Source organism: Cupriavidus nantongensis (assembly GCF_001598055.1).
Classification (GTDB): Bacteria; Pseudomonadota; Gammaproteobacteria; order Burkholderiales; family Burkholderiaceae; genus Cupriavidus; species Cupriavidus nantongensis.
Genome location: NZ_CP014844.1, coordinates 4,016,140 through 4,030,510 on the forward strand (window position 1 = coordinate 4,016,140; position 14,371 = coordinate 4,030,510).

Consider the following 14,371-nt stretch of genomic DNA (forward strand, 5'->3'; position numbering starts at 1 on the left):
GCCATGCCGAGCCGCCTCACCCTGTTCACCGCTTCCGCGCTGCTGTTCGCCGCGCTGCCCGCCACCGCCACCGCCACGGTCTCCGTCACCGACGACGCCGGCCAGACCGTGACCCTGGCGCAGCCCGCGCGCCGCGTGGTCTCGCTGGCGCCGCACATCACCGAGATGCTGTTCGCCGCGGGCGCGGGCGACCGCATCGTCGGCACCGTCAGCTACAGCGACTACCCGCCGCAGGCGCGCGAGATCGCGCGCGTGGGCGACAACAAGGCGCTGGACCTGGAACGCATCGCCGCGCTCAGTCCCGACCTGATCGTGGTGTGGCGCCACGGCAATGCGCAGAAGCAGACCGACCGGCTGCGGGCACTCGGCATTCCGATCTTCTACAGCGAGCCGCGCCGGCTGGCGGCGATCCCGGACAACATCGAGAAGCTCGGCACGCTGCTGGGCACCGACGCCACCGCGCGGCGCGCCGCCGACGGCTTCCGCCAGCAGGTGGACACGCTGCGCAAGACGTATGCGGCACGCGCGCCGGTGACGGTGTTCTACCAGGTCTGGCAGCAGCCGCTGATGACGCTCAACGGCCAGCATCTGGTCAGCGACATGCTGGCGCTGTGCGGCGGCCGCAACCTGTTCGCGGCCGAGGCGCCGCTGGTGCCGACCGTATCGGTCGAAGCGGTGATCGCGGGCAATCCGGAAGCAATGGTGACGGCGGGCATGGGCGCCACGCGCTCGGACCAGCCGTTGCCGGATTTCGAGATGTGGCGGCGCTGGAAGCAGGTCACGGCGGTGGCGCGCAACAACCTGTTCGTGATCGACGGCGACCTGCTCAACCGTGCCGGCCCGCGCGTGGTGCAGGGCGCGGCGCAGCTGTGCAAGGACCTCGACACCGCGCGCAGCCGGCGGCCGGCGCGCTGATCAGCCGGCGCGGTTCCACCAGCCCAGCCGCGCCCCGCCCGGCTCCAGCCTGAAGCCGCAGCTGGCGCCAAAGCCCAGCTCCCATCCGACCGTGGCCGCCAGCGGCACGCCCAGCCAGTGCGCCGCCAGCATGCGCATCGGCCCGGCATGGCCGACCACCCACAGACATTGCGCGCGCTGCCCGGCCAGCGTCGCGGCCCAGTCAACGACCCGCGCCATCGCCTGTGCCGGCGATTCGCCGCCATGAGGGCGCGCATGCAGCAGGTCGGCAGCCCACTGGTCGAGCGCGCCGCGGTCGATCGCATTCCAGGCCACGCCCTCCCAGCTGCCGAAGTCGATTTCGCGCAGCGCAGGTTCGGTGTCGATGCCCGGCACGCCGCCCGGCCATGCCTGGGCCAGTGCCTGCGCCGTGCCCAGCGCGCGTGCCAGCGGGCTGGCCACGATGCGGTCCGGTGCCGGCAGGCCGGCAACGATGCGCGCGGCAGGCGGCGTCAGCGGCGCCAGCAGCGGCAGGTCGAGGCAGCCATAGCAGGTACCCGCCGGCACCTGCGGCTGTGCATGGCGGATCAGGACCACGTCCATGCCGCGGCCACCAGGTAGAGCAGGATTTCGGCGCATTGCTGGGCCATGCCCAGGCAGTCGCCGGTATAGCCGCCGATGCGGCGCACGAAGTAGCGGCCGAGCAGCACGCGCAGCACCAGCAACGCCGCCACGGCCGCCGCGCAAAACCATGGCGATACCAGCCACAGCGGCACCAGCCCGCACAGCAGCGCGAACACCAGGCCCGCGCCGGCCAGCTTCTGCGCCACCGGCTTGGCCTTGCCCTCGGGGCGCACGTAGGCCAGCGTGGCGAGATAGCTGACCGCCATCGCGCGGCTGGCGGCGTGCGCGGCGACCAGCACGGCGAGCAGCACCGCGCTGCCGCCGCGCCCGGCGATCGCCACCAAGAGCTGCCACTTCAGCAGCAGCGCCAGCACCAGCGCAATCGCGCCGAACGCGCCGATGCGCGAATCGTGCATGATGCGCAGCACGTCGTCGCGCTGCCACGCGCCGCCGAAGGCGTCGACGCAATCGGCCAGCCCGTCTTCATGGAAGGCGCCGGTCAGCAGCAGCGTCGCGGCCATGCCCAGCAGCACGGCCACGCCTGGCGGCCACCATTGCATCGCACCCCAGGTGAACAGCGCGCCGATACCGCCCACCAGCAGCCCGACCAGCGGGAAGTAGCGTGCGGCGGCATGCAGGTAATGCGGTTCGAATCCGACCCAGCGCGCCAGCCATCCCGGCAGCGGCACGCGCGTGAAATAGCCCAGCGCCGTCAGGAAATAGCGCAGTTCGCCAGCCACGCCCGCGGGGCTGCGGGGATCGGGGCCGGGTTCAGGCACGGGCACCGGGTCGGTCGGCGCGCTCATGGCGATGCGGTGCTGACGCCGGCGCCGCTGAAGGTCGCCATCTCGTTCAGGAACGCCGCGGCCGAGGCCAGCAGCGGCCACGCCAGCGCGCAGCCGGTGCCTTCGCCCAGGCGCAGGTCCAGCGCCAGCAGCGGCGCCGCGTCGAACTGCGCCAGCAGCGCGCGGTGGCCGCGCTCGTGCGAGCAGTGCGTGAACACGCAGTACTGCAGCACGTTCGGGTCCAGCCGCTGCGCCACCAGCAGCGCGGCCGTGGCTATAAAGCCGTCGACCAGGATCACCATGCGGCTGGCCGCGGCGGCCAGGAAGGCGCCGGCCATCATCGCGATCTCGAAGCCGCCGAAGGTGGCCAGCACGTCCAGCGGCGCCTGCGCGTGCGCATGCCGCGCCAGCGCGGCGGCCAGCACCTCGCGCTTGCGCGCCAGGCCGGCGTCGTCCAGGCCGGTGCCGCGCCCGATGCAGTCCTCCAGCGGCAGGCCGGTCAGCCGCTGCATCAGGCACGCGGCGGCCGAGGTGTTGGCGATGCCCATCTCGCCGAAGCCGATCACATTGCAGCCCTGCTGCGCATGGCGCAGCACGCGCGCCATGCCGGCGGTCATCGCCGCGGCGGCCTGCTCCGGCGTCATCGCCGGCTCGTTGGCGAAGTTGCGGGTGCCGTCGGCGATGCGGCAGTTGACCAGCCCCGGCGCCGCCGGCAGCGGCACGCGCACGCCCGCGTCGACGATCTCCAGCGCAATGCCGTGCTGGCGCGAGAACACATTGATCGCCGCGCCGCCGGCCAGGAAGTTCTGCACCATCTGCGCGGTGACCTCGGCCGGATAGGCGCTGACACCGGCGTCGGCGACGCCATGGTCGGCGGCGAACACGATCACCGTGGGCCGCCGCAGCACCGGCCGCGCGCTGCCCTGGATCAGGCCCAGCTGCAGGGCCAATGCTTCAAGCCGGCCGAGCGCGCCGAGCGGCTTGGTCTTGTCATCGATGGCGGCCTGCAGCACGGGGCGCAGCGCAGCGTCGAGCGGAGGGATTTCGGGAAACTGCATGATGCCTGGATCGGGTACTCAGAAAAAATAGGGCTACATTTCCACGCCGCGCTGGGCCTTGATGCCCTGCTGGAACGCGTGCTTGACCGGGGTCATGTCGGTAACGGTGTCGGCCGCCTCCACCAGCGCCGGCGGCGCGCCGCGGCCGGTGATGACCACGTGCTGCATCGGCGGGCGCGCGCGCAGGTCGGCAATGACCTGCTCCACCTCAAGATAGTGCAGCTTGAGCGCGATGTTGAGCTCGTCGAGCAGCACCAGGCCGATGCCGGGGTCGCGCAGCATGGCGCGCGCCACCTCCCACGCGGCCTCGGCCTTGGCCACGTCGCGGGACCGGTCCTGGGTTTCCCAGGTATAGCCCTCGCCCATCACGTGGAAGGCGCATTGGTCGGGAAAGCGGCGCAGGAACATCTCTTCGCCGGTGGGCTGCGCGCCCTTGATGAACTGGACCACGCCGGCGCGCATGCCATGGCCGAGCGCGCGCACCACCATGCCGAAGCCGGAGCTGGACTTGCCCTTGCCGTTGCCGGTGGTGATGACGATCACGCCGCGCTCGTCCTGCGCGGCGGCGATCTTCGCATCGACGACTTCCTTCTTGCGCACCATGCGCGCCTTGTGGCGGGCATCGCGGTCGGGGTCCTGCGTGGCGGGGTTGTGGTTTTCAGTCATGGTGTGAGTTCGGTGTGGTCGGGCGCGCGCCGTCGGGAATCAGCGCGGTATGTGCGCCGTCGCTGACGCTGACGATCGCGGTGCGCAGCGCGCGCGAGCAGTGTTCGGGGGTCAGCACCTGCGCGGCGGGGCCGTGCAGCGCGGTGCCGTCTTCGGCCATCAGCAGCGCGTGGGTGGCGTAGCGCAATGCCAGCGTCAGGTCGTGCAGGATCACCACGATGGCGTGGCGTCCCGCGCGCGCCAGCTCGGCCAGCTGCTCCAGCACCAGGATCTGGTGGCGCAGGTCCAGGTGCGAGACCGGTTCGTCCAGCAACAGCAGCGGCGCCTGCTGCGCCAGCGCCGCGGCCAGCGACACGCGCTGGCGCTCGCCGCCGGACAGCGTCAGCACATCGCGCGCGGCCAGCGCCTCGATGTCCATGGCGCGGATCACGTCGTGCACGATACGGTCGTCCTCGCGCCCGGTCCAGCCCCAGCCGGACAGGTGCGGATGGCGGCCCACGCGCACCGCGTCGAGCACCGGCATCGGGAAGGTGTCGTGCACCGCCTGCGGCAGGTAGGCGCGCTGGCGCGCCAGCAGCGCGGGGTCGACCAGCGCCGGCGCGGTGCCGTCGATCTCGACGCTGCCGCCGTCGGCGTGGCGCAATCCGGCCAGCACCGTCATCAGCGTGGACTTGCCGGCGCCGTTGGGACCGGCGATGCACCACAGCTCGCCCGGTCCGATGGTCAGGCTCAGGCGCTCCACCAGCACGCGCTGGCTGGTGCGCAGGCGCAGTTCGCGCAGCGCCAGCCGCGGACAGGCAGCGAGCGGAACGGACCAGTGCGCGCCCGAGTTCATCGCGGCCTCCGCAACAACAGGTACAGAAAAGTTGGCACGCCCAGCAGCCCGGTGATCACGCCCACCGGCAGCTGCGCCGGCGCCACCACGGTGCGCGCGATCAGGTCGGCCGCCATCAGCAGCGCGCCGCCCAGCAGCGTCGCGGCCGGCAGCAGCATGCGCTGGTCATTGCCCCAGGCGAGCCGCACCAGGTGCGGCACCACCAGCCCGACAAAGCCGATCGAGCCGGCGGTGGTGATGGCCGCGGCAATGCACAGCGATGCCAGCATGAAGGTCGCCAGCCGCACGCGGCCGACGCGCACGCCCAGCGCCTGCGCCACGGTCTCGCCCAGCAGCATCACGTTGAGCGCGCGCGCCATCGGCATCGCCAGCAGCAGCGCCGCCACCAGCATGGCCAGCGCGCCGCCGTAGCTGGCGGTGCCGCCCAGGTCGCCGGTGAGCCAGAACAGCATGCCGCGCAGGCGCGACTCCGGCGCGATTGACAGGATCAGCGTAATCACCGCGCCCCAGCCGGCGGCCAGGATCACGCCGGTCAGCAGCAGGCGCGCGCCGGCTTCGCGATGGCCGCCCTGCACCTGCGGATGCAGCAGGTCGCGCCGCGCCAGCGAGGCCACCAGCACCATCGCCAGCAACGCGCCGAGCGCCGCGGCCGCCTGCACGCCCCACCACGGCGCCAGCGCCAGCATCGCCAGCAGCGCGGCGGTGGAGGCCCCGCCGGATACCCCCAGCACATAGGGCTCGGCCAGCGGGTTGCGCAGCAGCACCTGCATCAGCGCGCCGGACAGCGCCAGCAGCCCGCCGCAGGCAAAGGCCGCGGCCGCGCGCGGCAGGCGCAGCTCATGCACGATGGCGCCGGCGGTGCCGGTGTCGGCGCCGCTCAGCGCCAGCCACAACTCGCGGGCATCGAGCGCAACGCTGCCCAGCGCCAATGACAAGGCGAACGCCAGCAGCGCCGCGAACGCCAGCACCAGCCAGATCGCCAGCGCGCGCCGGAACTCAGGCATGGAACTCAGGGCGCGCCCGCGCGCTCATCGCTGGCGCCAGCCCAGCGTGATGAAGCCCGCGCGCCCCTGCGTGTTGTAGGGGTAGGCGAGCTGGTAGTCCTTGTCGAACAGGTTTTCGACGCGGGCGGCGATGAACCATTGCTTGTCGATGTTGTAGCGGGCGTTGAGGTTGACGATACCGTATCCGCCCAGCCGGCGCGAGCCGGAGTCCATGCGCGACGACGACAGCAGCCATTCGCCGCCAAAGCGCCAGTTGCCGACATTGCGGCCCACGTCCAGCGCGGCATGGCGGCGCGCGCGGCGCAGCAGCTGGGTGTTGGTCTGCTCGTCGACCGGGTTCTGGAAGGTCACGCTGGCGCCGATGTCGGTGCCGTAGACGCTGGCGCGCCACGAGGCCTCGATGCCCTGCACCTTGGCCTGGTTGACGTTCTGCGCCAGGAACATGCCGCTGGGCTGCAGCGCCGAGACGATCAGGTCGTGGTAGCGCGTCTCGAACGCGGTCACGCGCAGCAGGCCGGCGCTGGCGGTGGTGTACTGCACGCCGGCCTCGACCGACTTGGCACGCTCGGGCTGCAGGTTGGGCTGGCCGAAGTTGGGGTAGTACAGCTCGTTGAAGGTCGGCGCGCGGAAGGCATTGCTGACGCTGGCGATCAGCTTGAACGCATCGGTCAGGTTGTAGCCGTAGCCGGCCAGGAAGCTGCCCTGGTTGCCGAAGTCGGAATAGTGGTCGTTGCGCGCGTTGAGCTGCAGCTGGTGCTTGCCGAAGCGCCCGTCATAGCCGCCGAACACCGAGAACACATTGCGCGTCGGCGCGCCGTAGGCGCTGGAATCCAGCTCCTGCTGCAGGTAGTCGGTGCCGAACAGCAGCGTGTGGCCGGCGGCCAGCGCATATTCGTTCTGCCAGTTGAACTGGCGGTTGCGGGTATTGAAGGTGCCGTTGGGCCTGCTGTTGAGGAAGGTATCGCTGCGGTCCTCGCTCTGCGACAGCTTGAAATGCGTGGTCCAGTCCGCGCCCAGCTTGCCGTTGACGAAGGCCGACAGCGTGTACAGCTCGCTGTTGGTGCGGTTCTCGTCGGTGGGGCGGCCGAAGGCGCTGTCGAACGACAGCTTGCTCTTCGAGTAGTAGCCGGTGATGCCCGCATCCCAGTTGGGCGTGAAGCGGTGCTTCACCTGCCCCGACACGCTCTGGTTCTCGTACGGGTTGTCGTTGGGGTTGGCGCGCGGCGCCTGCCTGGTATTGATCGACGAGAAGCCGTCGGTCTTGAACGCCGAGCCGGTCAGGTTGAACGAGGTGTCGCCGACCTGGCCGCCATAGCCGACCGTGCCCTGGCGCGTATTGTTGCTGCCGTACTCGACCGCGGCGTTGGCCGCCGGCGCCTGGCCCGCGCCGCTCTTGGTAAAGATCTGCACCACGCCGCCGATCGCGTCCGAGCCGTACAGCGCCGAGACGTTGCCGCGCACCACCTCGATGCGGTCGATCTGGTCGGGCAGGATATTGGCCAGCTGCGCGGTGCCACTGCTGGCCGACGACACCCGCACGCCATCGACCAGGATCAGGGTCTGGTTGGAGTTGGCGCCGCGCATGAACAGCGAGGTATTGCTGCCCATGCCGCCGTTGGTCGCGAATTCGACGCCGGCCTGGCTGCGCAGCAGCGTGCGCAGGTCCGGCGCCTGCGTATTGGCGATGTCCTGCTGCGTGACCACGGTGGTGTGCGGCAGCGCTTCGGTGATCGACTGGGCGGTGCGGGTGGAAGTGACCACCACCGGCGCGAGCTGCGCGGTGCGGCTGTCCGCCGCCTGCGCGGAAGCGGTACCGGGAACGAGGGTGAACGAGGCCACGGCCGCCAGGATGGCGGGCACGGACGGACGCACCGCCGGGCTTGCCGGGCGGGTCGACCTGTGAAGCGATGAACGCATGATGCAGGACTGGATAGGAACAGCCGGGCCCGTTCCCCCGCGGGCCATATGGCGATGAGGCGTGCCGCGCACGGGCGGCAGCCCGCGTTCAGGCCGGTATCCGGGCTGGCGACACGGAACCGGCGCCTTCCCGAACCTGCGGTTCAGTGGCGTGTGGCCGGTCCTGCGGGCATGTGGCCTGGCATCCGATGACGGATCGGGCCTTGCCAGCGATGTGGCTGGCGCATGCGCACCGCGGTCGCTTACCGTTGCGGGGGCAGCACAGGTTGGCCTGTCCGGCGCGCAGCCGGCCCGGCTCCCTGTTTCCCGTTGAACTGCCCTTTCGCCAGGGACGAAAAGGGCGAGCACCTGGAACGTGCGCGAGTCTATGGCGTTTCGCCCCCCGCGTCAACGCGGCTGCCAGTAGTGTTTTGTCACAACTCTGGTGGGGTTTTAGGTGCAGAAGCCTGCAACTTCCATGCGGGCGGCCGGTCACAAACCTTTCCTCCGCATTGTGCATGCCGGCGCATCGGCTAGAATCGCGATACCTGACACTACTCCCATCATGACAGGCCCTATGCTCACCGAACTCGAACAACTGGCCGCCAAGATCGGGCGCGTGCTGCACCATGCGGACACCCTGGCGGCGGAGAACCAGCGGCTGCGCGACGAGATCGCGCGGCTGGAGGGCGAAGCCGCGCAGTTGCGCGGCGAGCGCGAGGCCATGGCCGCCGACCGCGAACTGCTCAATATCAAGATCGAGGAAGCGCAGCTGCGCATCCAGTCCATCCTTGACAAGCTGCCGACCGCCAGCGACACGCGCCAGCTCGACCTGCTCGGCGAAGAGGCCGAAGCGCACAAGGCCCCCGGAGAACACGCATGAGCAACAAGCAAGTCGAAGTCAATATCGCCGGCCAGGCCTACCGTTTCGCCATCGCGCCCGAGAACGAGGCCGCGCTGCTCGAGGCCGTGGCGCTGGTCGACACGCAGATGAACAAGCTGCGCAGCGGCAGCGCGGCCAAGGGCGTCGAGCGCGTGGCGGTGATGGCCGCGATCAGCATCGCCTCGGACCTGCTGTCGCTGCAGCGCAAGCAGCAGGCCGAGGGCGCGATCCCGGTCGATGCCATCCGCGCGCGCATCCGCGAACTGAACGACCGCGCCGACGAAGCGCTGCGGCAATATGCCCACGTGGGCACCGGTACGCGCGGCTGAGCGCCAAAGGATGGGATGTGCTGCAGATGCCGCGCTGCCGCGCAAAATGTAACGACACGCGCGAGCACACTTGGTATGCCCTGCAACGCGGTGTATAGTGTAGCCAGACTGCACGAGGCACCACAGAAGTGCAGCTGACAGGTCAGGTTATCGCGCCTGGCCGCCGTTTTCATCCCATCCTTGTTAGAAACGGCAAACGTCTGACATCCAGCACGTGGACAGTCAGACGTTTGACAGTTTCCCTGCCTGGTTCGTGAGGGTCATAAACTCCTTGAACCGATATGCATTGCATGGTGCGGGATTATGTCGCGTGGGCGAGCGCGTCGTCGCATTCATAGTCCGGGCCTGGCCTGGACTCCCTGAGTGGATGATGTACCCGAAATGCGACTTCCGCAGCCACTCTGAACCTCACTTGGGTTCAGGATGCCGACCCAGCGGCCGAGGCGGGGACCCCCTAAAAGGCGGTGGTTTTCTGAACCATCGCCTTTTTCTTTGCCTTCTGTCTTTGCCTTTTCCTTTGCCCGCATGCTTGCCCGTGCCGTGCGCACAGGCCTTCCTTTCCTGAGCAGCGCCGTGAGCCCTAACCAGAACCAACGCGCCCGCCAGTACTGGCTGATGAAATCGGAACCCGACGAGGCCAGCATCGACGACCTCGCCCGCGAACGGACGCTGCCGTGGACCGGCGTGCGCAACTACCAGGCGCGCAACTTCATGCGCGATGCCATGCAGGTGGGCGACGGCGTGCTGTTCTACCACTCGTCGTGCCCCGAGCCCGGCATCGCCGGACTGGCCGAGGTCTGCTCCGCGCCCTACCCCGACCCCACGCAGTTCGACCGCAAGAGCCCGTATTTCGACGCCGCCTCGAAGGCCGAGGCGCCGCGCTGGCTGCTGGTCGACGTGCGCTTCGAACGCAAGAGCCGGCTGATCCCGCTGGCCGAGCTGCGCGAGCATGAAGCGCTGGCCGACATGGTGGTGCTCCGGCGCGGCAACCGGCTCTCGATCACGCCGGTCACGCCGGCGCAATGGCGCTATATCACCGGCAAGCTGATGGACTGACCGGCCGGGCGCTGCCGCAACCAAGCAGGCCTTGCGCGGCAAGGCTGACGACAATAACAACGACTTGCTGACACGATGCCGTTCGACAACCTGCCGGTACTGATCCCCGCCCTGCTCGCGCTGGGCGCCTTCACCGGCTTCTGCGCCGGGCTGCTCGGCGTGGGCGGCGGCATGATGATGGTGCCGTTCCTGACGCTGCTGTTCACCAGCCTGGGCTTTGCCGGCGAAGCCATCGTCCATATGGCGATCGCCACCTCGATGGGCACCATCCTGTTCACCTCGCTGTCTTCGGTGCGCGCGCACCACAAGCGCGGCGCGGTGCGCTGGCCGATCGTGCTGGCGCTGGCGCCCGGCATCGTGATCGGCGGCATGGTCGGCGGCGGCAAAGTCTTCGCGGCGCTGAAGACCAGCTGGCTGTCGCTGGCGTTCGCGGGCTTCGTCGGCTTCTCGGCGCTGCAGATGCTGCGCAACCGGCGGCCCAAGCCGGGGCGCCAGCTGCCGGGCTTTGCCGGCATGGCCGGCGCTGGCGGCGTGATCGGCTTCCTGTCCAGCCTGGTAGGCGCGGGCGGGGCCTTTGTCTCGGTGCCGTTCATGACCTGGTGCAACGTGCCGATCCACAACGCGGTGGCGACCTCGGCCGCGCTCGGCTTCCCGATCGCCGCGGCCAGCGTGGCGGGCTATATCTGGAGCGGCTGGCACGCGCCCGGACTGCCGGCCGCGTCGCTCGGCTATCTCTACCTGCCCGCGCTGCTGGTGATCGCCGCGGCCAGCGTGCTGACCGCGCCGCTGGGCGCGCGCACCGCGCACCGCATGGACGTGGACCAGCTGCGCAAGGTCTTCGCCGTGCTGCTGCTGTGCCTGGCCACGTATATGTTGTGGAAGGCCTGGCAGGCGTTCTGACGACCCCCGTCACCCGCACGGGGGAAGCGCGACCACACGCGCGGCACCATCGCAACAATCGTTTGCAATGTCGCGGAACGATCGCCGCTGCGGCCGCGTCTGATACCCATCACGTTTGATTGGGAGAACCACATGAAACAATGGCTCGCCGCCACCCTGCTCGGCACCACCGCCATCGTCGCCTCGGCGCACGGCGGTCCTACGGAAACGCCGTCGGGCGTGCTGTCGCTGACCGCGCAGGCCGTCACCGAAGTGCCGACCGATATCGTGCACCTGACGCTGGCCGCTGAGCAGGAAGGCGCCGAACCGGCGGCGATTTCCTCGGCCCTGTCGACGCGGACCCAGACCGTCATCACGCAGGCGCGCCGCGTGCAGGGCGTGACCGCCGAATCCGGCGGCTTCACCATCCACCCCAGCACCGACCGCAACGGCCGCATCAGCACCTGGCGCGGGCGCTCGGAGGTCATCCTGAAGTCGCGCGATTTCGCGGCGGTGTCCAGGCTCGCGGGCGAGCTGGCCAGCCAGATGCAGGTGCAGAACATCGCCTTCTCGCTGTCGCGCGAAGCGCGCGAGGCCGCCGAGGCCAAGCTCGCCGAGCAGGCCATCGCCTCGTTCCGCAACAAGGCGCAGGCCACGACCAAACTGTTCGGCTACAACAGCTACACCATCCGTGAAGTCAACGTGAACGAGACCGGCATGATGCCGCCGGTGCCGCGCATGTACGGCGCCGCCAAGGCCATGATGGCCGACGCCGCGGTGCCGGTGCCGGTCGAAGGCGGCAAGACCCAGGTCACGGTGTCGGTGAACGGGTCGGTGCAGATGCTGAAGTAAGCTGGCGCTTGCCACCGCCACTGGCAAAGGCTCCCCTCTCCCGCTTGCGGGAGAGGGGTGGGGGAGAGGGCCGGAGCATCAACGAAGTGAAGCGCGTCGGCATGCCGGCGCCTGCCCTCTCCCCCGGCCCCTCTCCCGCAGGCGGGAGAGGGGAGCAAACCCGCAGCGATATGAGTCGCTCAGCAGCGCTCAACGCAGCGCTCACAGCCCCGCAAACTTCTCCCGCAGCACGTTCTTCTGCACCTTGCCCATGGTATTGCGCGGCAGCTCGTCGACCACGTGCACGCGCTTGGGCACCTTGAAGTTGGCGATGCGGCCCTTTAGCGTGCCGATCAGCGCGCCCTCGTCGATGTCGGCGCCGGGCTTGCGTACCACCACCGCCACCACCGCCTCGCCGAAATCCGCATGCGGCACGCCGATCACGGCGCTCTCCGCCACGCCCGGCATCTCGTCGATAAAGCTCTCGATTTCCTTCGGGTAGACGTTGTAGCCGCCCGAGATGATCAGGTCCTTGCTGCGCCCGACGATGGTCAGGTAGTGGTCGGGCACCGCGCGCTCGCCGGCCTGGCTGACGATGACGCCGCCAAAGCGGCCGACGTCGCCGGTCTTGAACCAGCCATCGTCGGTAAACTCTTCCCTGGTCTTTTCCGGCATGCGCCAGTAGCCCTGGAACACGTTCGGGCCCTTTACCTCGACATTGCCGATCTCGCCGGGTGCGCACGGCTTGCCTTCACCATCGACCACGCGCACCGACACGCCCGGCAGCGGCATGCCGACGGTGCCGCCGATGCGCTCGCCCAGCGCCGGGTCATACGGGTTGGACACCAGCATCACGGTCTCGCTCATGCCGTAGCGCTCCAGGATGGTATGGCCGGTGCGCTCGCGGAAGGCGTCGAAGGTTTCCAGCAGCAGCGGCGCCGAACCCGACACGAACAGGCGCATGCGGCGGCAGGTGTCGTCGTCGAAGCGCGGCTCCTGCAGCATGCGCACGTAGTAGGTGGGCACGCCCATCATCACGGTGCAGCGCGGCAGGAATTTCAGCACCTGCGCCATGTCCAGCTTCGGCGCCCAGATCATCTTGGCGCCGGCCAGCAACGCGCCATGCGAGGCGACGAACAGGCCGTGCACATGGAAGATCGGCAGCATGTGCAGCAGCACGTCGTCGCTGCGCCAGCCCCAGAACTCGTGCAGCGTCTGCGCGTTGGAAGCCAGGTTGCGGTGGCTCAGCATCGCGCCCTTGCTGCGGCCGGTGGTGCCGGAGGTATAGAGGATGGCGGCGAGGTCATCGTCGGCGCGCGCCACGGTCTCGAAGGTATCGGCCTTGCCCGCGGCGCGCGACAGCAGCGAACCGCTGCGGTCGTCGTCGAGCGTAAACACATGGTTCACGCCGTGGCGGAACGCGACCTTGGAGACCCAGCCGAAATTCTTGCTGCTGCAGACCACCACCGACGGCTCGGCATTGCCGACGAAGTAGTCGATCTCGGCTTCCTGGTAGGCCGTGTTCAGCGGCAGGTAGACATAGCCGGCGCGCAGCGTGGCCAGGTACAGGAACAGCGCTTCGGGCGATTTTTCCACCTGCACCGCCACGCGCGCGCCTTCGGGCAGGTGCAGCGAGGCCAGCAGGTTGGCCAGCTTGGCGGTGGCGCGGTCAAGGTCGTCCCAGCTGTAGTACAGGCCGTCGTGCGTCTCGATGCAGCAGGCGGTACGGTCAGCGGGGAAGCGGGATTCGAACAGGGCGAACAGGTTGGCGTTCATGGCGAGGAGCGAACGAAAGGCTAAGGAAGCAATGGAAAGCAATCATGGGAAGCAGTGCCGTCGGCGCGCCCTACTCCCCGCGAAACTGTGGTGGCCGCCGCGCCAGGAACGCGGCGACGCCTTCGGCGTGGTCCGCGCCTTCGGCATAGGCGAAATGCGCGGCCAGTTCGGCCGGCGACAGCGGCGCCGGCGATGGCGCCAGCCGGTGGATGGTGGCCTTGTTGATGCGCGCCGCGGCGGGCGCGCCGGCGGCGATGCGGCGCACCGTGGCGTCGACCTCGGCGGCCAGCGCGGCGGGTTCGACCACGCGCGTCAGCAGGCCTTTTTCGCGCGCCTCGGCGGCGTCGAAGACGCGGCCTTCGAGCAGGATCTCGAGCGTCGCGGCGCGGCCCGCCAGCGCCAGCAGGCCTTGCAGCTCGCCGGGCGCCATCGGGAAGCCGAGCCGGTTGATCGGCACGCCGAAGCGGCTGTCCGACGCGGCGATGCGCAGGTCGCAGTGGCAGGCGATTTCCAGCCCGCCGCCCACGCACACGCCTTCGATCATCGCCACGGTGGGATGCGTGCATTGCGCTACCGCCGCCAGCGCGGGCGCGATGGTCGCCATATGGTAGTGGCGCACCGCGGCCTCGTCGCCGCGCTCGGCGGGAAACTCGGCAATGTCGGCGCCGGCGGCAAAGTTGCCGTCGGCACCGCGCACCACCACGCAGCGCAGCGAGTTGTCCGCCGACAGGCGCGCAAAGCCCGCCGCCAGCTCGCGCCACATCTGCGCGGAAATGGCGTTGAGCTTGCCCGCGTGCGCCAGCGTCACGGTGGCGGTGGTGCCCTGCGTGGCAAAACGCACGGTGCCGCTCATGG

15 protein-coding genes, 1 other RNA gene and 1 riboswitch are annotated in these 14,371 nt (G+C 69.6%); of the genes, 7 read left to right on the plus strand and 9 right to left on the minus strand.

From position 1 onward, the window contains the following. Positions 1-3: 3 nt before the first annotated feature. Positions 4-915, plus strand: coding sequence for a cobalamin-binding protein (locus A2G96_RS18555; RefSeq protein WP_062801545.1), 912 nt, complete (start codon positions 4-6; stop codon positions 913-915). Here the strand turns inward: A2G96_RS18555 and A2G96_RS18560 are convergent, their stop codons facing one another. From A2G96_RS18560 to A2G96_RS18590, 7 genes are read right to left on the minus strand one after another with little or no spacing between them, the layout of a single operon-like run. Continuing rightward, positions 916-1,497, minus strand: a complete 582-nt coding sequence (locus A2G96_RS18560) for a histidine phosphatase family protein (RefSeq protein ID WP_062801546.1) — start codon at positions 1,495-1,497, stop codon at positions 916-918. Beyond that, on the minus strand, positions 1,482-2,324 hold the full coding sequence (locus tag A2G96_RS18565) for an adenosylcobinamide-GDP ribazoletransferase (protein ID WP_231909600.1): 843 nt from the start codon (positions 2,322-2,324) through the stop codon (positions 1,482-1,484). Before A2G96_RS18565 ends, A2G96_RS18560 begins: the two co-directional genes overlap by 16 nt. Next, complete coding sequence (gene cobT, locus A2G96_RS18570) at positions 2,321-3,361, minus strand: nicotinate-nucleotide--dimethylbenzimidazole phosphoribosyltransferase (protein WP_062801547.1); 1,041 nt, start codon at positions 3,359-3,361, stop codon at positions 2,321-2,323. The genes A2G96_RS18565 and cobT overlap by 4 nt, the downstream gene beginning before the upstream one ends. A gap of 33 nt (positions 3,362-3,394) precedes the next feature. Then, positions 3,395-4,027, minus strand: coding sequence for a cob(I)yrinic acid a,c-diamide adenosyltransferase (cobO, locus tag A2G96_RS18575; protein WP_062801548.1), 633 nt, complete (start codon positions 4,025-4,027; stop codon positions 3,395-3,397). Next, on the minus strand, positions 4,020-4,862 hold the full coding sequence (locus A2G96_RS18580) for an ABC transporter ATP-binding protein (RefSeq protein WP_062801549.1): 843 nt from the start codon (positions 4,860-4,862) through the stop codon (positions 4,020-4,022). Before A2G96_RS18580 ends, cobO begins: the two co-directional genes overlap by 8 nt. Further along, positions 4,859-5,866: a FecCD family ABC transporter permease gene (locus tag A2G96_RS18585; protein ID WP_062801550.1), complete on the minus strand. Its 1,008-nt coding sequence runs from the start codon at positions 5,864-5,866 to the stop codon at positions 4,859-4,861. Before A2G96_RS18585 ends, A2G96_RS18580 begins: the two co-directional genes overlap by 4 nt. Before the next feature lie 24 nt (positions 5,867-5,890). Then, positions 5,891-7,783: a TonB-dependent receptor domain-containing protein gene (locus A2G96_RS18590; RefSeq protein ID WP_062801551.1), complete on the minus strand. Its 1,893-nt coding sequence runs from the start codon at positions 7,781-7,783 to the stop codon at positions 5,891-5,893. A gap of 74 nt (positions 7,784-7,857) precedes the next feature. Then, positions 7,858-8,151, minus strand: a riboswitch (cobalamin riboswitch). 188 nt (positions 8,152-8,339) lie between these two features. Between A2G96_RS18590 and A2G96_RS18595 the strand changes: the two genes are divergently transcribed. The 6 genes from A2G96_RS18595 (at position 8,340) to A2G96_RS18620 (ending at position 11,761) form a co-directional block, all read left to right on the plus strand. Beyond that, on the plus strand, positions 8,340-8,645 hold the full coding sequence (locus A2G96_RS18595) for an MreC domain-containing protein (RefSeq protein ID WP_018008044.1): 306 nt from the start codon (positions 8,340-8,342) through the stop codon (positions 8,643-8,645). Beyond that, positions 8,642-8,974 (plus strand): cell division protein ZapA, encoded by a 333-nt coding sequence (locus A2G96_RS18600; RefSeq protein ID WP_062801552.1) that lies wholly within the window; start codon positions 8,642-8,644, stop codon positions 8,972-8,974. Before A2G96_RS18595 ends, A2G96_RS18600 begins: the two co-directional genes overlap by 4 nt. A 236-nt stretch (positions 8,975-9,210) precedes the next feature. Further along, positions 9,211-9,428, plus strand: a non-coding RNA gene (gene ssrS, locus A2G96_RS18605) — 6S RNA. Between the two features lie 161 nt (positions 9,429-9,589). Beyond that, positions 9,590-10,030 carry an EVE domain-containing protein gene (locus A2G96_RS18610; RefSeq protein ID WP_062801553.1) on the plus strand — a complete coding sequence of 147 codons (441 nt, stop codon included), beginning with the start codon at positions 9,590-9,592 and terminating at the stop codon, positions 10,028-10,030. Positions 10,031-10,105: 75 nt separating this feature from the next. Next, positions 10,106-10,930, plus strand: a complete 825-nt coding sequence (locus A2G96_RS18615) for a sulfite exporter TauE/SafE family protein (RefSeq protein WP_062801554.1) — start codon at positions 10,106-10,108, stop codon at positions 10,928-10,930. A gap of 132 nt (positions 10,931-11,062) precedes the next feature. After that, positions 11,063-11,761 (plus strand): SIMPL domain-containing protein, encoded by a 699-nt coding sequence (locus A2G96_RS18620; protein WP_062801555.1) that lies wholly within the window; start codon positions 11,063-11,065, stop codon positions 11,759-11,761. A gap of 201 nt (positions 11,762-11,962) precedes the next feature. Here the strand turns inward: A2G96_RS18620 and A2G96_RS18625 are convergent, their stop codons facing one another. Together A2G96_RS18625 and A2G96_RS18630 are read right to left on the minus strand one after the other, a co-directional pair. Beyond that, positions 11,963-13,516: a malonate--CoA ligase gene (locus A2G96_RS18625; RefSeq protein WP_062801556.1), complete on the minus strand. Its 1,554-nt coding sequence runs from the start codon at positions 13,514-13,516 to the stop codon at positions 11,963-11,965. A gap of 70 nt (positions 13,517-13,586) precedes the next feature. Further along, on the minus strand, positions 13,587-14,369 hold the full coding sequence (locus A2G96_RS18630) for an enoyl-CoA hydratase/isomerase family protein (protein ID WP_062801557.1): 783 nt from the start codon (positions 14,367-14,369) through the stop codon (positions 13,587-13,589). Positions 14,370-14,371: the final 2 nt, after the last annotated feature.